Raw genomic sequence first — 20,077 nt, 5'->3', positions numbered from 1 at the left:
TTGCAGGAGACGACATCATGACGCAGAGGTTCGAGGAGGGGCTGGGCAGGCGCGATGCGAATTACGTGCCGCTCACGCCGATCGATTTCATCGCGCGCGCGGCCGAAGTATACGGCGACCGCCTCGCCGTCGTGCACGGCGACGTGCGCCGCACGTGGAGCGAGACCTATGCGCGCGCGCGGCGGCTCGCGAGCGCGCTCGAACGCGCGGGCGTCGGGCGCGGCGACACGGTGGCCGCGCTGCTGCCGAACATCCCGCAGATGATCGAGGCGCACTTCGGCGTGCCGATGGCGGGCGCCGTCCTCAACGCGCTGAACACGCGGCTCGACATCCCGTCGATGCTGTTCATGCTGCGTCACGGCGAGGCGAAGGCGCTGATCGTCGACACCGAATTCGCGGAGTTCGCGCACCGCGCGGCGCTCGAGGTGCCGGGACTCACGATCGTCAGCGTCGCCGACGCGATGCCCGCCGACCCGGCGCGCTTTCACGGCGCGACCGACTACGAGGCGTTTCTCGCAGGCGGCGATCCGGGATACGCATGGGCGCTGCCGTCCGACGAATGGGATGCGATCGCGCTGAACTACACGTCGGGGACGACGGGCGATCCGAAGGGCGTCGTCTACCACCATCGCGGCGCGTATCTGGCCGCGATCAGCAACATCCTCGAATGGGACATGCCGAAGCACGCGGTCTACCTGTGGACGCTGCCGATGTTCCACTGCAACGGCTGGTGCTTTCCGTGGGCGGTCGCGGCGCGCGCGGGCGTGAACGTGTGCCTGCGCAAGTTCGACGCGAAGCGCGTGCTTGACCTGATTCGCCGCGAGCGCGTCACGCACTACAGCGGCGCGCCGATCGTGCAGAGCGCGATCGCGAACGCGCCGGCCGAATGGCGCGCGGGGATCGCGCACGAGGTGCATGCGTTCGTCGCGGGCGCGGCGCCCGCGCCCGCGGTGATCGCGAAAATGAAGGAGATCGGCTTCGACCTCACGCACGTCTACGGGCTTACCGAAGTGTACGGACCCGCGACCGTCTGCGCGAAGCAGTCGCACTGGAATGCGCTGCCCGACGACGAAGTCGCGCAGCTCAACGCGCGGCAGGGCGTGCGCTACCACCTGCAGGCGGGCGCGACGGTGCTCGATCCCGACACGATGATGCCGGTGCCGGCCGACGGCGAGACGATCGGCGAGATCATGTTCCGCGGCAACATCTGCATGAAGGGCTACCTGAAGAACCCGCATGCGACCGACGAGGCGTTCGCGGGCGGCTGGTTTCACACGGGCGACCTGGGCGTGCTGACGCCCGACGGCTACATCCGCATCAAGGATCGCCGCAAGGACATCATCATCTCGGGCGGCGAGAACATCTCGAGCATCGAGGTCGAGGACGCGCTGTACCGGCATCCGGCCGTCGCGGTCGCGGCGGTCGTCGCGCTGCCGGACCCGAAGTGGGGCGAGGTGCCGTGCGCGTTCGTCGAGCTGCGCGACGGCATGACGGCGACCGAGGAGGAGATCATCGCGCACTGCCGGCTGCTGCTCGCCGCGTACAAGATTCCGAAGACGGTGCGGTTCGGCGAACTGCCGAAGACATCGACCGGGAAGATCCAGAAATTCCAGTTGCGCGCGCAGGTCGGGTCGCGTTCCGCGATCGATCTGGCGGGGAAGAAGGGCTGAGCGGCGCGGAGGCGGCCGGAAAGTATCGATCGTTCGGCATCCCGCGATCCTGCCGCGTGGCGCGTGGCGACGATCGCGTTCGCCACGCGGGCGGATTGTCGTCGGACACGCGAGTTCGACGGACGTGGCGCGCCGGCGGACCTGCCGGTCTCATCGGGCGCCGGGTCGGGTCGGCGCGGCTGCGCTGGGTGCCGGAGGTTCCGTCGCGCGCGCTGTGCATGGGCTGCCTCGACCGATCCTCGGTCAGTCGTTCAATGATTCCCCCGTCGTCGTCGCTGCCGATCGATCGCGGCGGGCGTTTGCCCGACGCCCCGGCGCTACCCGACGTTCATCGGCAACAACACCATCTGCCGCCCTTGCTGATGCAGCCGCGCCTGCAGTTCGACGGGCGTCTGGTTGTGCAGCCACGCGGTCAGGAAGTTCACGCGCCTGAAGATCAGCTTGCTCGCGAAGCAGACGCTGTTCGGAAACGCGTCCATCGTTTCCTCGGCGAGCCGCATGAATTCCACGATCGGATGCGTGCCGAACGCGATCCGGTAATCGGCCGCGATGCCGTGGCGGCGGCAGTGCGCGACGTAGTAGTCGAGCGACGACGTGATCGTGCGCCGCAGCCGCTCGAGATGCTCTTCGCCGTCGTAGCTCTTCGCGTCGACTTCGCCGACCGCGAGAAAAATCACGTTGCGGAAATGCCCGGGGAACAGCCGGTTCACCCACAAGAGCGCATGCATGCTCGCGCCGCGATGCTTGCCGACGAGCAGCACCGCGGTCGGCTGCGCCGGATCGGGTTTGCCGGGCGCCGTGGCGTCGTCGACGGCGGGCGGCGCGCCGCCGAACAGCGCATCTTCCTTCGCGAGTTGCGCGCGCGTATCCGAATAGTGCCGCTTGACCAGCAGGCACGCGGCGATCACCGCGCTCGTCACGAGCACCGTCAGCCAGCCGCCCGCCGTGAATTTCTCGACGAGCGTGATCACGAGCACGACGCTCGTCACCGACAGCCCGAGCGCCGACAGCGCGAAATGCTCGAGCCAGCCGGCGTCGTCGCGGCGGCGTCGCCACCAGTACGTGCAGAGGCCGAGCAGCGACATGCTGAACGTCAGGAACACGTTGATGCTGTACAGCACGACGAGGATGTCGACGTTGCCGTGCGTCCACCAGAGGATCAGCAGGCTCGCGACGCCCATCACGACGATCCCGTTCTGCCGGACGAGCCGCGTCGACAGATCGCGGAAATGGCGCGGCACCCACGAATCGGACGCCATGTTCGACAGCACGGCCGGGCCGTCGAGAAAACCGGTCTGCGCGCCGACGAGCAGAAGCCCCGCCTCGAACGCGAGCACGACCGCGAGGAGCGCATGCCGCGCGAACGACGAGCCGAGCCCGAGATGGTCGATCACGTTGCCGAACACGACCGCGTTGAGCGTCTGCCCTTCGACGGGCTTCGCATGCCACAGCATGTAGAGCAGGATGATGCCGCCCGCGGTAAACGCGAGCGACGTCGCCATGTAGAACATCGTCACCTTGCCGCTCGGCACGCGCGGCTCGGCGAGCATGTTGACGTTGTTCGACACCGCTTCGAGGCCCGTGTAAGTGCCGCCGCCGAGCGAGAACGCGCGCATCAGCAGCGCGATCATCACGATCGGGCCGAGCGTGTGCGACATCCCGTGCGCTTCGCCCAGCGCGTCGGGCACGACGGCGGCGAGGTGGTCGCCGTGCACCGCGACGCCGTAGACGATGAGGCAGAAGTGCAGCACGACGAAGCCGACGAAGATCGGCAGCAGCACCATGATCGATTCCTTCATCCCGCGGAAGTTGAGGCCCGTCATCAGCACGATCAGCGTGAGCTCGGTCGTGAGCTTGAACGCTTGCGCGCCGACGGGCAGCAGGCTGAAGAACGCATCGACGCCGCTCGCGAGCGACGTCGCGACGGTCAGCACATAGTCGACGAGGAGCGTCGCGCCCGACACGAGCCCGGGCTTCGGGCCGAGCAGCGCGGTCGCGACGCGGTAGCCGCCGCCGCCCGTCGGGAACAGCTCGATGACCTGGTTGTAGCCGAGCGCGATGATGAACACGGTCGCGGCGGTCGCGAGCGCGAGGAAGAGGGCGAGCGGCGTGTGCTGGCCGAGCGCGAGGAACGCTTCCTCCGGGCCGTAGCACGACGACGACAGCCCGTCGGCGCCGAGCCCGACCCACGCGAGGATCGGCGTCACCGCGATCGCATGCCGGGTGCGCGGGTCGAGCGGATCGAGCGGCTTGCCGAACAGGAACTGCCACATCTTGTCGAGCGCAGTCATCGATTCCCTCCGGAGCGAGCGCGGCTGGCCATGCACCCATGCCGCGAGCACAAGGTAAGGGAGCCGCGCGCCGTTTGTCAGTCGGCGTTATCCATGAGACGGAAACGGAAGCTTTCGGATGCCTGACGATGCGTCCGAAAGCCAACGAAGGCGTACGCGCCCTGGTCGCCTGCATGCGCAAGCGCCTGACCACGCTCGATGCCATGGTCAGATCCAACACCCCTTGGGACAATTCGCTTCATCGCACTTGACTCGGCAGACGATTACTCAGTGCGTGCCGGCGTGCGCGCGCGCTTCGGGCGCGTGCTGCGCGCCTTCATCCGTCGCGAGCCTGAACACGCTGACCGCGTGCGCGAGCTGCGCGGCCTCGTCGCGCAGCGCGGCGGCCGCATGCTCGGCGTCGGCGATCAGCGTCGCGTTCTGCTGCGTCGCCGCGCCGATCTGCGTGACCGCGAGATTCACCTGCTCGATCCCGCTCGACTGCTCGCGCGACGCCGCGCTGATTTCGGCGATGATCGCGCGCACCTGATCGACGCGCGCGACGATGTCCTGCATCGCCGCGCGCGCGTCCTCGGCGATCCGGAAGCCGTGCTCGACCGTCGACGCCGATTCGCCGACGAGCGCGTCGATCTCCTTGGCCGCCGACGCGCTGCGCTGCGCGAGTGCGCGCACCTCGGACGCGACGACCGCGAAGCCCTTGCCGTGCTCGCCCGCGCGCGCCGCCTCGACGGCCGCGTTCAGCGCGAGGATGTTGGTCTGGAACGCGATGCCTTCGATCACGCCGGTAATTTCCGCGATCTTGCGCGCGACGCCCTGGATGTCGCCCATCGTCGCGACGACGCGCTGCACGGCCGCGCCGCCCGTCGTCGCGGCGGACGACGCGCCCGTCGCGAGCGCGTTCGCCTGCGCCGCGTGGTCGGCGTTCTGCTGAACGGCCGCCGTGATCTGCTCCATGCTCGCGGCGGTCTGCTCGACGCTGCTCGCCTGCGTCGCGATCCGCGCGGCCATGTCGCTGCTGCCGGCCGCGATCGTCACGGTGCCGTGCGCGATGTCGGCCGCGCCGCGCCGCACCTGCGCGACGATCCGCGCGAGGCCGTCGCCGATGCCGTCGACCGCGCGCACGAGCCGGCCGATCTCGTCGCCGCGGCCGCTCGCGTGCGGCGCGTCTGCGCCGTCGTGCGCGCCGCGCGCGGCGATCCGCGCGCTCAGGTCGCCCGCCGCGAAGCGCTCGGACGCGTGCGCGGCCGCGTCGAGCGGCTCGCTGACGACGCGCTTGACGACCGCGACGAACACGGCCGCGAACGCAAGCACGAACACGCAGCCGATCGCGGCGAAGCGGTTGCGGGTCGCGCGCATGTCGGCCATCACTTCGTCGTCGATCGCGATGCCGCCGACGAGCCATTGCCACTGCGGGATCGTGACGAACGACACGAACTTCGCGCGCGGCGCGTCGTCGCCCGCGGCGCTGTCGGTCGACGTGTACGACAGTCGGCCTTCCTTCGCGGCGAGCATCTGCGCGTACGGCGCGGCCGCGTCGTCGGCGCGCTGGCCGGCGCGCTCCGGATGGACGATCAGATTGCCGCGCGTCGGGCCGCTCGACGCGTCGAGCACGAAGTAATAGCCGCGCTCGCCGATCTTCAGTTGGCGGATGCCGTTCTCGACGAGCCGCATCTCCGCGCCGACGTCGATCCCGACGAAGAGCGCGCCGACGATCGCGCCGCTCGCATCCGTGACCGGCTTGTATTGGGTGATGTAACGTTTGCCGAACAGCGTCGCGAGACCGGTGTAAGTCCGGCCGGCCATCAGCGGCGCATACGCGGGGCCCTTGCGGTCGAGCAGCGTGCCGATCGCGCGGCTGCCGTCCTGCTTTTTCAGCGACGTCGTCACGCGAACGAAATCGTCGCCGTTGCGCGCGAAGACCGTCGCGATCGCGCCGCTCTTCTGCAGGAACTGGTCGGGGATCGAGAAATCGAGGTTCAGCGTCTGGCCGCCGGCGGTGAGCGCGGGCGTCGCGACGCCCGCGATGTCGATCGTCCGTGCGGGATCGAGCGCGTAGCTCGCCGGCAGGAAGCTGGCGAAGAGCGTCATCGCGCGGCTCGCCTCGGCGGTCAGCGCCTCGTCGAAGAGCGCGATCATCGCGGCGATCGAGCGGTCTTTCTCGTCGATCCGCGCGTGGACCTGGTCGGCGACCTGGCCGCCGGCGGCGTGGGTCAGCGCCCAGACGAACGCGGCGAAGAGGAGGGCGAAGAGTGCGCTGGACAGCGCCGCGAGGCGTGCGCCGACGCTCGCGCGCCGGAAGAAGGGCACGTTCATGATGACTCCGGAGTGCGGGAACTGGGGCGTTGGCGGAACGCACGCGTCACCGCTCTCTGATGGCGTGGTTGTCGGCAGGTTGGGACAGATTCTTTAGGATTTGCAAGGGCGCGGCGGGGCTGACGAGGGGGAGACAGGCGCGCTGTGTGCGGTCCGGCCGCTTCGGCGCGCGTTCGTCGCGTGCCCGGCGGACGTTTGCGTTTCCGCCGCGCAAGGCTGCGCCGGCGGCGGTTCTTGTCGTTTGGCCGGATCGGATGCGCGCCGGCGTTGAGCTTGAGATCGAATCGGACGTTCGCGAATCTCGCCGCTCGCGTGCCGCGTACGACACGCGATGCCGAATCTATTGCGGCACGCGCCGCACCGTCGTGTCGCCCGTCGTTTGCGGTTGCGTTTGTGGTTGCGTTTGTGGTTGCGTTTGTGGTTGTGGTTGTGGTTGTGGTTGTGGTTGTGGCTGCGATTGCGACTGCGATTGCGATTGCGCCGCCACCGCGCCGGTCGATTCGAGCCAGCCTCCGCCCAGCGCCTTGTATAGCGTCACGCGGCTCGTCAGGCCGGCGAGCTTGTAGGTCACGAGCGACTGCTGCGCGCCAAAGAGCTGGCGTTGCGCATCGAACACGCCGAAGTAATCGTCGACGCCGTTGCGGAACCGCATTTCGGCGAGGCGCCTGGTCTCGCTCAAATCCCGGATCATCGTCTCCTGCGCTTTCGCTTCCCGCTCGTAGGTGCCGCGCGCGGCCATGCTGTCGGAGACTTCGCGGAACGCGCTCTGGATCGTGCGCTCGTAATTGGCGACGTTGATGTCGCGGCGCACCGTCGCCAGATCGAGGTTCGCCCGGTTGCTGCCCGCGTTGAAGATCGGCAGGGTCAACTGCGGGGCGAACAGCCAGGCCACGCCGCCGGAGAACAGCCCGGCCAGGCTCGCGCTTGCGACGCCCAGCGCGCCCGTGAGCGAGATTCTCGGGAAGAACGCCGCGCGCGCCGCGCCGATGTTCGCATTCGCGGCGATGAGCTGGTGCTCGGCGGCCATGACGTCGGGGCGGCGCTCGAGCAGCGTCGACGGCAGGCCGGCCGGAAACTCCGCCAGCAGCGTCTGGTTGTCGAGCGGCGCCGCACTCGACACCCCGCTCGGCAACGGTCCGCCGGTCAGCAGGGTCAGCGCGTTCTCGTCCTGCGCGAGCTGCCGCGTGAATTGCTCGACGGCGACCTGCGCCGTTTGCACCTGGGTATCGGCGCGGTGTTCGTCGAGCTGCGCCATCGCGCCCGCCTGCTTGCCGCGATGGATCATCTCGGCCGCATCCTGCTGGCTCTTGAGCGTGTCCTGCGCGAGCTTGAGCAGCGCGCGGTCGGCCAGCAAGGTCAGATAGGTGTTCGCCACTTCGGCCACCAGACTGATGTGGACGCTTCGCCGCGCCTCCTCCGTCGCCAGGTATTGCTCCTGCGCGGCATGGCTCAGGCTGCGCACGCGGCCGAATACGTCGATCTCGAAACTGGTGAGGCCGACGCTCGCGGCATACGTGTTGATCAGCGTGGACTGCCCCGGCGCGCGCAACGCGGGGCTCAGGCGCTGACTGGTGAGCCCGACGTTGGCGTCGATCGCGGGAAACTGGGCGGCGCGCTGGATCCGATACAGCGCGCGCGCTTCGTCGATGTTGAGCGTCGCGATGCGCAGGTCGCGGTTATGGGCGAGCGCCTGCGCGATCAACTGCTGCAATTGGGCGTCGACGAAGAAATTCCGCCAGCCGAGATCGGGCGCCGCCGGGCCGCTCTGAGTCGCCGCCGGGCCGCCCGGTGCGGAATAGGCCGGGCCGCTCGGATACGCGGACGGGATGGGCGCATCGGGCCGCCTGTAGGTGGGCTCCATCGAGCAGGCGGCTATTCCGAGCGCGAGCACGATGGGCAGCACGCGCAACGGAGGCGAGGGAAACGGAGGGCTTCGCATGGTCGGCGGTTCCAGGACGAGAAGACGGTTGGGCGGGACGGCGACGGCCGGGCTCAGCCCGACAGCGCGCGCTGCATCAGGCGCGAGAGGGCGAGCCGGGGCTGGCCCTGCGCGGCAACGTTGTGCGGCGGATCGCCGAACAGCATGCGGATCAGGCTGTGCCGCGCCGCGATGTCCGCATGGAGCGCGACGCCGACGAGCGAGCCCTGGCGGCGCGCGATGCGGCACGGTACCCAGCCGGTCTGCTCGAGCCACAGCGCGCCTTCGCTGCCTACGGGCAAGGACGACGCGAGCGGGGTCGTCACGGCCGCGCCGTTGCACGACAGATCGCGCGTGGTGACGGAATATTCCCGTTCGCCCAAGCGCAGCAGCGCGCGCACGCGATACGGGAAGCGCTCCTCCTTGCGCGGTCGCGGCAATTCCACGCACACCAGCAGCGACGTGAGGTAGAGCGCGAGCGCAATGCTGGTCCACACCGAGTTGAACACCAGTCCCGGCGACGCCGGATCGACCAGCAGCGCGCGCCCCAGCCCGAGCGCCGACAGCCCGATCAGGCTCGCATAGAGCGCCACGAACTTGCCGTGGATGATGAGCTTCGAGCGGTCCAGTCCTTTGTTCGTCACCTTGAAGGGCCGCCCGAACGGCCGGACGATCGCGCTCGCGAGCGACGCGCTGACCGCCAGCGCACAGACGATCTGCGTGACCTCGGTGAAGATCGGCAGCGCGCGCCGTCCGGTGATCCACATGCTGTAGCCCCAGTAGCCGATCAGCGCGGGCAGGCCGTAGGCGAGGAACTGCATCGGCTCGCCGTACAGCGTGGGGACGTCGAAGTACCAGTACAGCAGCGGCCCGAGCAGCAGCATCAGCGTGAAGGGGCGGCTCAGCCAGTGCAGCATCCCGTGCACGTAGTGCAGCCGCTCGGTGAACGTGTAGCCGCGACCGCGCAACGGGCCGTCCCGCGTGAGGGCGACCTGGATCGTGCCGAGTCCCCAGCGGCTGCGCTGGCTGATGTACTCCGGCAGCCCTTCGGCCGACAGCCCGACCGAGAGCCGCTCGTTGAGCCAGCGCGTCACATAGCCGTGCGGCATCAGCCGATAGGTCAGGTGGATGTCTTCGGTGACCGTGCCGGTGGGGAAGCCGCCGATCAGCTCGACCAGATCGCGCCGCACGACGAACGAGGTGCCGATGCAGAATGCCGTGCCCCACGCATCCTTGGCGGGCTGCATGACGTCGAAGAACGCACGCTGCTCGTCGACCCAGCATTCGGTCGAGCGCAGGTTGTACTGCACGGGATCGGCGTTGTAGTAGAACTGCGGCGTTTGCACGACGCCGACTGTCGGATCGCAGAACAGGCCGATCGTGCGCAGCAGGATCTTCCGGTGAGGCGCGAAATCGGCGTCGAGCACCATGATGTAGGGTGCGCCGCCGTCTTCGCTCTGCGCGCTCCGGTGCAGCCCGTTGTTGAGATTGCCGGCCTTCGCGTGCGTGTTGTCCGCGCGCGTGACGTAGTGCGCGCCCACCTGCTCGCAGAATGCCTTGAGCCAGTCGCGGCGCGTGTCGTCCAGCACCCAGACGCGGAAGTCCGGATAGTCGATCGCGAGCGCCGAGACGATGGTCTTCTCCAGGATGTCCAGCCCTTCGTTGTACGTGGCGATGAAGATGTCGACGCGCGGCCCCTTCGCGGCGCGCCGCAGCGCGGCTTCGCCGGCATCGGCCTCGGGCGTGTGGTCGGTGGCGCGGGACAGCACGACGACGGAGATGAGCGTGTAGGCGAGCGCCGCGCACTCGAAGCCGAAGAAGACGTGCGACCACACGCTCGGGAAGTCCATGCGAGGCTCGGGCAGCGTCTGGGTCGCGCGCCAGATCAGATAGACGACCAGCAGCACGACGGTGATGCCGCCGAACAGGATGCGATCGACGGCGCGCTCGCGCTTGCCGAGCAGCGTCAGCAGCAGCACGACCAGCAGCACGCCGCCGTTGATGTCGAGCAATGACTGGTTTTCGAGAAAGAGATCGAACATCGTCACTCCTGAGCGTTCCGGGCATTGGGGGGGGCGGTGCGTGGGCCTGGGCAGCCGGCGGGCAGGCAGCCGCCGGGGCGAAACGGATTCCAGCCCGCTGCCGCGAGCACGGCCCACGCGGTGGCGCCCAGGTGCGGGAGATGGAAGTAATAGAAGTCCTCGGTGGTCGACGTCGGGCCGATCGGCAGGCCGGTGCGGATGCGTGGCTCGGGCGTCGCATAGAGCAGGCCGGAAGGCGCGCGCTGCGCGAGCAGCAGCGCCCACAGCGGCCGCGCCTTGTCGTCGTCGCCGACCGCTTGCAGTGTGAGCGCCGCCTGGCCGGTGCCTTCCGTCCATATGCCGTCCGGATGGGCGTTGAAGCCGTAGCCGCCGTCGATGCGGTGCGCTCGCTCGACCCATGCGAGGCTGCGGCGCCAGTCGGCCGGCGCGTCCGGTATCGCGAGCAGCGGCCATAGCGACGCGTCGAGCGCCGACGGACCGATGTTGGGGCTGTGGCCGTCGTCGCGCGTGCCGATCAGGAAGCGGCCTTCGCGCGCATCCCACATGGCGGCGACGAAGCCTCGCGAACGCTCCGCGGCGGCGCGCCAGCGGGCCTCGCCCGTGCGCTCCGCGAGCCAATGGAAGACCGCGTACGCATCGACGTTGTGCTCGGTGGATTTCCACCCCTGGCGGATCGGGCGAGGTTCGTGTCCGAACTCGCCGCCGACGTAGCCGGCCGGCGCGGTGGCATCGAGCCGGCCCGGATCGACCCAGCGCATCAGCGCGGCGGCGCCGTCGAGATAGCGCTCGTCGTGCGTCGCTTCGTGCACGGCGAGCAGCGACAGCGCGGCCCAGGCGACGTTGCCGGTGGCGGTGCCGGCCTGATACGCATCTTCGAACCACCGTTTGCTCGGCGCGTCCCACCAGCCGGGCAGCGGCGCCGCACCGGGCGGCAGCGCGCCGGCCCGGTAAGCGTTGCGCACGCGCGCGTCGTGGTAATGGCGGTCCTGCCTGCTGGCCTGCAGTATCGCGTCGGCAATGCGGCGCGCCTCGTCGGGGCGGCGACAGGCCACGAGCGCGACGCTGGCGAGTGCGTTGTCGTAGACGAACGCCGCCTGCGTCAGTGCCGGCGCCAGCGCCGCGCCGCCGGGCGCGGGCTCGTAGCTGCCGAGAAAGACGGGCCCGGAGCCGGGCACGGCCGCGACGCGCTCGGCCAGCGTCTTGCATCCGGCGGCCAGCAGTTCGGCGCGCTGCGGCGGGCGCTCCGCGCCGTGGGCATGGCGGGGGGCGAGCATGACGGGCGCCATCGGCAATATCGCCAGCCATGCCGCTTTGCGCAAGCGGTGCATGATGTGAAGTTTCATCGGCGCTTGTCCGCAGGCGCGCTCAGGCGAGCGACTTGAGGTTTTCCAGCCAGTGGCGGCCGCGATCGACGGTTGTCTTCAAGTCGTTCAGCCAGTGTCGGCCGGTTGGCTTGAACTCGTCGAGCGAGTGCCGGCCGCGGTCGAGAGTCGACTTGAAGCCGTCCAGCCAGTTCGGGTCGAGGTGGCCCAGATCGGAGACGTTGCTGACGAGCCAGCTCTGGTCGAGGCTCACTTTGGCCCAGTGGCCCATCGCGCAGCGCTTCGTCGGATCGGCGCTCGCGCCGTGGGGCAGCGACGAGAGCGGCCGGTCCAGCTTGGCGATCACGTAGATCTCGTTCTTCTCGATGGGCGGGAAGGGCACGAAGTAGCGCGCCTGCTCGCCTTCGGACGCACGCGGCAGCACCTCGGCCACCGAGGCGGGCAGCAGGAACGGCACGCCGTCCATGCGCACGTTCAGGTGCGTGCCGGGCAGCAGGTCGTCGCTCAGGCTGCGCGGGAACACGGCCACTACGCGCGATTGCGCGCAATTGCTCGCGCGGATCAAGGTCGCGCCGGCGGCTACGCGGGTGCCGGGCGGCGCGAGCACGTCCTCCACCACGCCCGGCTCGCTCGAGCGGATCTCGAGATGGGTCAGGCGCTCGAGCCGCTCCTTCTCGGCGTCGATCAGTTTGTCCACCGATTGGCCGTAGGCGTCGAACTGCGTCATCTCGGCCTTGCGCTGCACGATGTCTGCGCTGAGCAGCCGGCTGCGCTGCGCGAGCGACGCGACCGGGCCGTCGGTAGCGGAAGCGTAGACTTTGCTCCGCGACGCGTCGCCATTGGCGATCGCGTGTTCGAGCTCGGCGGCCGCGGCGGCCTTGGCGTTGGACAGGATCGACAACTGGTAGCGCGAGGCATTCGTGTACGCCTCGCTCACGGCGCCCGCCCACTGCATCGCCTGGTTGCGGTTGACCACGTCTTCCTGCTGGTCGACTTGCGCTTTCGCAGCCGCCAGTCGCGCCTGCAGCGCGTGGATGTCGGCCGCATGTTCCTTTTGCGACGCAGCCTGATAGCGCTGCAGATCACGCTGAGTCGCGGCAAGCTGGCTCTCGTCGCCGGTGAGCTCGGCGCGCGCCGCGTCATGGTGCTGCTGATTGTCGAGCGCCTTGCCGGTCAGGTCGATCAGCAGCGCACGATCGATGTTGGGATTCTGCACCGTCATCAGCGGCTGATTGGCTTCGAACGACTTGCCGATCGCGACGTGCTGCTCGGTCACGACGCCTTCGACCGGCGACGTGACGAGCGTCACCTGGCTGTCGACCACCGCGCGTTCGGACGAGCGCGTGAAGATGTTGGGGAACATCATGGTCAGCACCATCCAGATGACGAAGAGCACCACGCCGTAACCGGCGGTGCGCGGGACGAAATGCCAGAGCGGGCGCCGTACGCGGCGGCCGCGCGTCACCGGTTCGTCGCGCGTCGCGAGCGGTGCAGAGCGGGTATCGGCCGGGCGGTTCTCGAGTTGCTGGTCGGGCATGTTGCTCTCCTGCATGGCAAAAATGCGAACAAAGAGACAAAGGACCTCGCACGCCCAGCGCCGCTCGTCGGCCCGGGGCGCTGCTGTCGAATCGAGCCGGTTCCGTCGCGCATGAGCGTGAGCGCGCCGATACCGGCTTTTCGGTCTAGTTGGTTGCCTGCAGAGCGCCGCGTCCGAGCATCCGTCGGATCGACGCACCGTATGAAAAGGCCGGCTGTACCGGCCCAAGATCAGCCCCGTAACCGCGCAACGCATGCGCACGCGGCCTTGCCTTGAACTTGCAATGAAATGAAGAATCGAGCGGCCCGTGAAGACCCATGCGGCCAAGACGCTGCGATTGGATTCAGGCTAGTGAAATCGCCGGTGCGCTACTGTAAAAGTGTGTAAAAGGTGATTTCACCAGGACCCCAAAAGGCGGATGTTATGTATGCGCCGAATTCGGCTCGCATGACATTCGTCATACATAGCCGCCGAGAGTGGCGGGGCGCGGGCGTGGCCGCCGATTGTCCGGGGGCGATGCGATTGCGGACGGGATTGCGCTCGCCTTCGATCTTCGATCGTCGCCGCGCTTCGAGCGCGGATTCCTGGTATGAAACTCGCGGCAATCGAGGTGTGACGGATCGGACGCGTAGCGTGTCGCCGCCGGTATGCTCGATGCGGGCGCGAACGCGGGCTGCATGCCCATCGCCCGATGTCTGCCAACCCAGCGCGAGCGCGGTGGGGCTGACGCGGCGCGGCGTTTCATGTTCGAGACGCACAGTCGCGTCCTGATTGCGGCGATACGTGTTACGTAACATCTGTGAATCATTTTAATGATGGCCTCGCGTCAGGATGGCCGAGGCAGGGTGCGCGGCGAAGGCGGGCGTCGTCGATCACGCTGTGTTCGGGCCGCCTGTTTACGGGGCTGAACGGTCATCGCCGAGCGGCTGCCGGCTTCTGCCGGCTTTCTCGCGACCCATATTCTCGACGCTGGCACGGATTCTGCGACGTATCAAACATGTGTTTGCGCCGGCCGATCGGCGCAAACACGTGCTAACCGGCGGGCGCATCGACCTGATCCGCTCGCGCAAACATAGGACGGAGCAAAACATGGACGCGCTCCCGAATCAGTCCGACACGCAATTCCGAGCCTTCCTGGCCAAGCTGCTCGAGCAGCCGCAGCCCGCGTGGGGCGAGAAGCAGCAGATCGAACTCGACATGGCGCGTGCGCTGTCCAACGAGATGCTGCAGATCGCGGAGCGCATGCACGCCCATGCCGCGGATCTCGAAAGCTGCCTCGTGCTGCTCAAGTACGCGAAAGTGCTCGATTTCATCCTGTCGTCGCTCGCCGCGCGCCGCGATATTCATCCCCGGACGCTCCGCACGATCTTCAAGCTCGCCAAACTCAAAGTCGACGACTCGTATCCGGAGTGAGCCGAATTCGAACGGCGTCGAAGGACGTTCGTCGGCGGCGTCGCGCAAAAGGGGCGAGCGCGGCGGTCGCACCGTTCGCTTGGTCATCGGTCGCGACCGACAAGCGCGCGCTTTCTCTTTCTCTATTTCTCTCTTTCGCCGCCGCGCACGGCGTCGCACGATCTCTTCGCTGGAAACGGTCGACGCGGGAAGGCGTCGGATCGGCGGTGGCGTTCGGGGTCTTCGTCGTCTCCGCGATCGGGCCGAATGTCGGGCCGCGATGCGCGTGATCGAAGGCGAATCGCAGATGTGCATGACGCTTCGCTGGATCGGTGACCGGCATCGTGCCGGGTGCGCGTGGGCGGCGGCCTGTCCACGGATCGTCGTCGACGCGTTCGTCGAGTGCGTGGCGATCGGATCGCGCATGGCTTGCGCTTTCGAGGCGAGATCGAGCGCCGCGGCGTCGCCTGAGACGATGCGGTCGCTCGGCCATCCGAAAGGACGCGACCGGCGACGACAAGTGCATTCGGATCGCTAACCGAATCGGATGCGATGTGGCGCGACGCGCCCGGCAACGGGCTGCACAGATTCGCGATTTCACCATCGACGTCAACGGACGAATTCCTCGAGCGCGCGCATTGCATCGACGAGACGGCCTTAACGGCGGCGTCGTGGAGTTCGACGAACGCCGATGAATTTGTCCGCCGGATTGGTGCGGAAGATGGAGCGCCCGACCTGTCCGCATGGCGCACGCAATGTATCGACGCAACCGATTCGATGCTTGAATCGCCCCTGTATGCGGCTGATTGCCACATCGGCGGCCTCGTGCGCCAACTGCATCGATTCGATTCGCCGGTCGGAGACGAGATGTCGGTTGCGTGATGCCTCATGAACGAGGCGGGCGATCATTCGTTCGGCGATCGCGCACATCGCCATGGCGATGCTTTTCCAGGCATGCGCGAAGGATCGAATCGGGGCGCGCGTTGCGCGATTGCCGATGCTGCAATCCCGATGCGACGCGACGGCATGGCGCAGACGCCTGTGACTTCTCCGTGCTCGAAGAAGCCATGTCGTCTGTTTCATTCTGGAACCGGAATTTTTCGAAAACCGTTTTCAGCCTTTCGGCGCAATTCTGGTACGACGGCCATTCCTTTCCAATCGATTTTTATTGCATGGCACGTCATGATTGGAAAATTAACTTCAGCGAAAAATCGGGATATTGCTGCCGTTTTGCGAGGAATTTCTCGCGCTCGAAGGCCCGGCTTTCGATGCCAAGCTGATCGCGTGCAACGCGCGTCGTGCAACGTGATGGGCATCAACGTCCTCGGCGGCGTCGCCGATTTCGACAAAATCACCTGAGACGCCGCGCGCCGTTTTCCCGCGCCAGCGCTATCTTCGCGCCGCGCGACCCCGGGGCCGGCGGCCGGTCTCGCGCCTGTTCGCGCTTGTGTCGCGCTTGTGTCGCGCTTGTGTCGCGCTTGTGTCGCGCGTGCGTCGCGCGTGCGTCGCGGCGGACGCGCGGCGTCCGGGCAACGCCGACGATGCGATAACGGACGTGCGCCGCGCGATGATCCAGGGGCGGTGTGATAGTATCGCGGCCGTGCACGGCCGCACATTCGCGGCATTCGATTATTCAATTCTCCACCGCGGTGAATGCGCGTATCTCGAATGAATATCGAAAACGGTCGAAAAGCGTGGGCAGTCCGACGATAATTCACGTCGAATACCTGAGAGTCTGCATTGCAGCCGGAGAAATACAACATGACGAACGTAACGTATCTTGACTTCGAAAAGGCGATCGGCGAGCTGGATGCGAAGATCGACGCGCTGCGTTGTTCCGAGGACGAATCGGCGATCGATCTTTCCGAGGAGATCAACCGGTTGTCGGCGCGCAGCGAAAAGCTGACGAAGGAACTGTACGAGCGGCTGACGCCATGGCAAATCGTCCAGGTGGCGCGACATCCCGCGCGGCCGTACACGCTCGATTACGTCAGTTATCTGTTCACGGATTTCCACGAGCTGCACGGCGACCGCTGCTTTGCGGACGATCAGTCGATCGTCGGCGGGCTCGCGCGCTTCAACGACCGTTCGTGCGTCGTGGTCGGCCACCAGAAGGGGCGCAATACGAAAGAGCGCGCGATGCGCAATTTCGGCTATCCGCGGCCCGAGGGATATAGAAAGGCGCTGCGGCTCTTCAAGCTCGCCGAGAAATTCAAGCTGCCGATCTTCACGTTCATCGACACGCCGGGCGCCTGGCCCGGGATCGATGCGGAGGAGCACAACCAGTCCGAGGCAATCGGTCGCAATCTGATGGAAATGGCGAGCCTCCAGACGCCGATCATCACGACGGTGATCGGCGAGGGCGGCTCGGGCGGCGCGCTCGCAATCGGCGTCTGCGACGTGTCGATCATGCTCCAGTTCGCGACTTATTCCGTCATTTCGCCCGAAAGCTGCTCGTCCATTCTCTGGAAGAACCCGAATTATGCGGAGCAGGCGGCAAACGCGCTGGGCCTGACCGCGCACCGGCTCAAGGCGCTGGGCTTGATCGACAAGATCGCTAACGAGCCGGTGGGCGGCGCGCATCGCGATCCGCAACAAATGGCGCTGATGCTCAGGCGCGTCTTGCAGGAAAGCCTGCGAAACGTCGAGTCGCTCGATGCGAAGCAGCTTCTCGCCCGCCGTCACGAGCGGCTCCTGCACTACGGCAAGTTCCGCGAAACGGCGGCATGAACGCATTCGGCTGCGCCGTCGGGCGCCGCGCGCGATAGGCGGCCGGCCGTCACGTGCGTGTGTTCTCCGTATCGGATCTGCACGTCGAATATCCGGGAAACGCGAGGTGGGTGGAAGCGCTCTCGCGTGACGAGGGCACGCGTGACGCCCTCACACCAGGCCGCTTCGATGACGCATGCGCGTGACCGGATTCGTGCCCGCGGTGCGCGGCCCCGCATCGATCGATCACGGACCGGATACGCTGCGCGCATGCAGCGATCTCGTGGACGTCAACTGCGCCGAGCATTTAAAGCCGGATGTTGCCGTCGGCGGCTGGACCAAAATGCGACGCATGGCCGGCGATATGGCGGCGGCGATGCTCCGGCCGTCTTGCCGCGGTGTCCGCCGGTCTACTCGATGCCAGTTATGACGAACGCCGGCGACATCGAGATTGTCGGCATCGTCATTTGAACGGACGCCAATCCGTTCGGGATTTCCTGCATCCCGATCCTCAATGAAAGCGAGTGGTGCACGGCGAGCCGATGCCAGTGCCTCGTGCTTTTCATCTTTCCGGAATAGGTTGAAAAGCGCACTGCGCGGAGGGCGGGATTTGCATGCCACGGCGGCGCGGCACCGTAAGAAAACAAGAGGCGGCCGATCGGCAATCGCCGGTCGGCCGAAAATCAAGTAAAAGAACCCATTGCGATGAATTTCGCTGGTCGATTGACCGCCTGGTTATCGAATGGCGAATCGGCTCGCTGCCGTTCCATTCGCGCACACATTGGCGTAGATGTAGAAAATCCTGTTCGTGGAAAAGGCCGAGTATATGAGTGAAAAGGTCTCTTTTTCGCTAAATGAATAAGTGGTGTCGGCGATGGTTGCTAGAAGGTTGCCGTTCGTATCGGTTTCGATTTTGCTGATCGGTCCTGATTTGCAAAGTACATCTGCGGATGCATAAGAGGACGCAAACATCATCGCTGAAAAAAGAGCGATCACGATTTTTCTCATGGCTTTTCCCTTGAGGAATGTATTGATGCATTGGATTGAGGTGCTGCTGATGCTCGGTGCTATATTGCCGGGCTTTCGAAACTGTCGGCGCCAGTGTGCTCCGTAATATGTCGTTGATTAACGCGATGCTGGATTGGAAATAAATTCATTCATGGTTGCCGCTTTGGTGTTGGTGTGCTGCGAAAGTGATGGGTATTTTGACCCGTATTGCGGCGCACAACGAAGGTTATGATTTGGAATTGCGGAGTTCCAATGATATTAATTTATCGATCCTTGGAATTAATAAGTATGTTGGATGACTTTATGATTTAAAAAATCTCAATCCTTATTGTTCAGTTTTTTGTCGATTGATTGTGACGGTTTCGTAAATGGCGGATATTGGTATTGAATTCGGAGAACGACGATGGTGTTGAGGAGGCGCAGGGGCACGCGCGATCGACGCCGAAGCGAGCGAACGGCTCGGCGCGATCCCTGAACAGATTCGCGTCATCCGGCATCTGCCGGTCGCATCGGCTCCCCATGCGAATGTCAATGCGCAAGATGTCGCTGGCTGACGGCCTGCGTCTCGTTCATGGCGGCGACGCAGTTCGGTTGACTGCGGCGGTTCCGCCCATCGCTGCGACAAGCCCGTTGCGATCCAAGGCGGCGCGCCGGGATGTCGGATAGAGAGAAGTCATTCGTTGATCGCATACGATCAATTTGGGCGCGGTAGGCGACGGCGACACGGCATCGGCGGATCGCCGGAGCGATCGCGTGGGCTACGCGCGGCAAGAACGGCTGCGCGCGATCGACGGACGATGAATTGCGGCCCGTCGGCACGGACGGCCCCGATGCCGCGATTCGACCGGGCTGCGGCACTGGACGCCCCGTTGGGCCCACGCTCCGTTCAAGCCAGGCGGACGACCGGCGTGATGATTCGGCTTCGTGCTCAAGACCGCTCAGGGCCGGCCTCCGGGAATGCGCGGCCTTCCGCGCGTGCGGCTGCGCCGGGCCGGCAGCGTTTCGTCGCCGACTGCCGTCGACGGGTTGCGATCAGTCGCGGCGCGGCGGTCCGGTGCGGCAAGCCGCGCTGTGCGCGTTCAGCGCGTGACGAAAGGCGGCGCGACATCCGGCGTCGCGCGAGCGAACTTGCGTTCGCGCAGCAGCGCGACGCGGCAGTTCTCGCGCGACGTCTCGTTGCCCGCTTCGTCGAGCAACACGAGATCGCCGCGCATCACGTTGAACGTCACGACTTCGCCCGTCTCCGACGCGATCGCCTCCGGCGTATGGTGCGAGCCGGCCGGCTCGAGCACCGTGCTGCCGGGGCGCGCGATCCAGTCGTATTCGCGATAGCGCCACTCTCCCCGCAACGTGTAGACGAACACTGCGCCGTCGTGCCGATGCCGCGGCAACGCCAGCCCGACCGGCATCTTGAGCAGCACGGTCATCTCGTCGTCGGCGGCGTTGATGTGCAGGTACTTGATCGCGAGCCCGGGCAGGCGCGCGTCCATCGGCAGCCATGGGCGGTCGTTGTCCTGCAGGCACGAGATCGGGGGCAGGAGCGCGGCGGAGGCAGACGGGGACGATGGGTTCATGGCTTGGCGCGGCGCATCATGCGCGCGGAGGAACGCGGGAAAGCGGGATTATCGCAGAGCGGCAGGCGGTGGTGGACGGCTGGCGCGCAAGGTCCGCGGAGCCGTTCAAGATCGTCGCCCGGCGAGCAAGTCGACCATGCTCTTTCGCATCGTCAGTCACGTTTTCTTCGCGAGGGAAAAGAACCCGAGCATGCCGCTGGGTTTTCTCTGGACGATGTTGGCGCGTGCGCACCCTTTCGACGACTCGTCCTGTAGTGAGAGTGATCTTCTACGCAACACGCGCCATCGCATTCGCGCCGCT

At 66.5% G+C, this 20,077-nt stretch carries 16 protein-coding genes; 7 read left to right on the top strand and 9 right to left on the bottom strand.

Annotated features, from left to right (window positions below):
* Positions 1 to 17: 17 nt before the first annotated feature.
* Positions 18 to 1,670: an acyl-CoA synthetase gene (locus tag WS62_RS29910; RefSeq protein ID WP_066578765.1), complete on the top strand. Its 1,653-nt coding sequence runs from the start codon at positions 18 to 20 to the stop codon at positions 1,668 to 1,670.
* Between the two features lie 317 nt (positions 1,671 to 1,987).
* Here the strand turns inward: WS62_RS29910 and WS62_RS29905 are convergent, their stop codons facing one another.
* From WS62_RS29905 to WS62_RS35435, 7 genes are all read right to left on the bottom strand, one after another.
* The gene (locus WS62_RS29905) at positions 1,988 to 3,961 is read right to left on the bottom strand and encodes an APC family permease (protein WP_066578835.1); all 1,974 of its coding nucleotides are present in this window, start codon (positions 3,959 to 3,961) and stop codon (positions 1,988 to 1,990) included.
* A 267-nt stretch (positions 3,962 to 4,228) separates the two neighbouring features.
* Complete coding sequence (locus tag WS62_RS29900) at positions 4,229 to 6,274, bottom strand: methyl-accepting chemotaxis protein (protein WP_066578764.1); 2,046 nt, start codon at positions 6,272 to 6,274, stop codon at positions 4,229 to 4,231.
* A gap of 340 nt (positions 6,275 to 6,614) precedes the next feature.
* A complete protein-coding gene (locus WS62_RS29895) occupies positions 6,615 to 8,213 on the bottom strand; it encodes an efflux transporter outer membrane subunit (protein ID WP_066578761.1) in 1,599 nt (532 codons plus the stop codon).
* A 53-nt stretch (positions 8,214 to 8,266) separates the two neighbouring features.
* Positions 8,267 to 10,234 carry a glycosyltransferase gene (locus tag WS62_RS29890; protein ID WP_066578759.1) on the bottom strand — a complete coding sequence of 656 codons (1,968 nt, stop codon included), beginning with the start codon at positions 10,232 to 10,234 and terminating at the stop codon, positions 8,267 to 8,269.
* Between the two features lie 2 nt (positions 10,235 to 10,236).
* Positions 10,237 to 11,562 carry a hypothetical protein gene (locus tag WS62_RS29885; protein ID WP_442855116.1) on the bottom strand — a complete coding sequence of 442 codons (1,326 nt, stop codon included), beginning with the start codon at positions 11,560 to 11,562 and terminating at the stop codon, positions 10,237 to 10,239.
* Positions 11,563 to 11,599: 37 nt separating this feature from the next.
* Positions 11,600 to 13,108: an HlyD family secretion protein gene (locus WS62_RS29880; RefSeq protein WP_066578749.1), complete on the bottom strand. Its 1,509-nt coding sequence runs from the start codon at positions 13,106 to 13,108 to the stop codon at positions 11,600 to 11,602.
* 353 nt (positions 13,109 to 13,461) lie between these two features.
* A complete protein-coding gene (locus tag WS62_RS35435) occupies positions 13,462 to 13,890 on the bottom strand; it encodes a hypothetical protein (RefSeq protein ID WP_231748455.1) in 429 nt (142 codons plus the stop codon).
* A gap of 292 nt (positions 13,891 to 14,182) precedes the next feature.
* Here WS62_RS35435 and WS62_RS29875 point away from each other — a divergent pair, with 292 nt between their 5' ends.
* From WS62_RS29875 to WS62_RS37105, 6 genes are all read left to right on the top strand, one after another.
* Positions 14,183 to 14,506, top strand: coding sequence for a DNA-binding protein (locus WS62_RS29875; RefSeq protein ID WP_066578832.1), 324 nt, complete (start codon positions 14,183 to 14,185; stop codon positions 14,504 to 14,506).
* A 265-nt stretch (positions 14,507 to 14,771) separates the two neighbouring features.
* Entirely contained in the window at positions 14,772 to 15,023 is a 252-nt protein-coding gene (locus WS62_RS37730) for a hypothetical protein (protein WP_197422949.1), read from the top strand.
* A gap of 14 nt (positions 15,024 to 15,037) precedes the next feature.
* Entirely contained in the window at positions 15,038 to 15,367 is a 330-nt protein-coding gene (locus tag WS62_RS29865; protein WP_066578746.1) for a hypothetical protein, read from the top strand.
* A 6-nt stretch (positions 15,368 to 15,373) separates the two neighbouring features.
* On the top strand, positions 15,374 to 15,844 hold the full coding sequence (locus WS62_RS37725; protein ID WP_197422952.1) for a hypothetical protein: 471 nt from the start codon (positions 15,374 to 15,376) through the stop codon (positions 15,842 to 15,844).
* Between the two features lie 402 nt (positions 15,845 to 16,246).
* A complete protein-coding gene (locus WS62_RS29855; RefSeq protein WP_066578829.1) occupies positions 16,247 to 17,215 on the top strand; it encodes an acetyl-CoA carboxylase carboxyltransferase subunit alpha in 969 nt (322 codons plus the stop codon).
* A 175-nt stretch (positions 17,216 to 17,390) separates the two neighbouring features.
* Positions 17,391 to 17,624: a hypothetical protein gene (locus WS62_RS37105; RefSeq protein WP_156441187.1), complete on the top strand. Its 234-nt coding sequence runs from the start codon at positions 17,391 to 17,393 to the stop codon at positions 17,622 to 17,624.
* A 305-nt stretch (positions 17,625 to 17,929) separates the two neighbouring features.
* Here the strand turns inward: WS62_RS37105 and WS62_RS35430 are convergent, their stop codons facing one another.
* A complete protein-coding gene (locus WS62_RS35430; protein ID WP_082721402.1) occupies positions 17,930 to 18,202 on the bottom strand; it encodes a hypothetical protein in 273 nt (90 codons plus the stop codon).
* A gap of 1,079 nt (positions 18,203 to 19,281) precedes the next feature.
* Positions 19,282 to 19,776 (bottom strand): 2,4'-dihydroxyacetophenone dioxygenase family protein, encoded by a 495-nt coding sequence (locus WS62_RS29850; protein ID WP_066578744.1) that lies wholly within the window; start codon positions 19,774 to 19,776, stop codon positions 19,282 to 19,284.
* Positions 19,777 to 20,077 lie beyond the last annotated feature (301 nt).

It is taken from the genome of Burkholderia sp. ABCPW 14 (assembly GCF_001523835.1).
Classification (GTDB): Bacteria; Pseudomonadota; Gammaproteobacteria; order Burkholderiales; family Burkholderiaceae; genus Burkholderia; species Burkholderia mayonis.
This window is presented reverse-complemented; position numbering and strand designations above follow the sequence as displayed.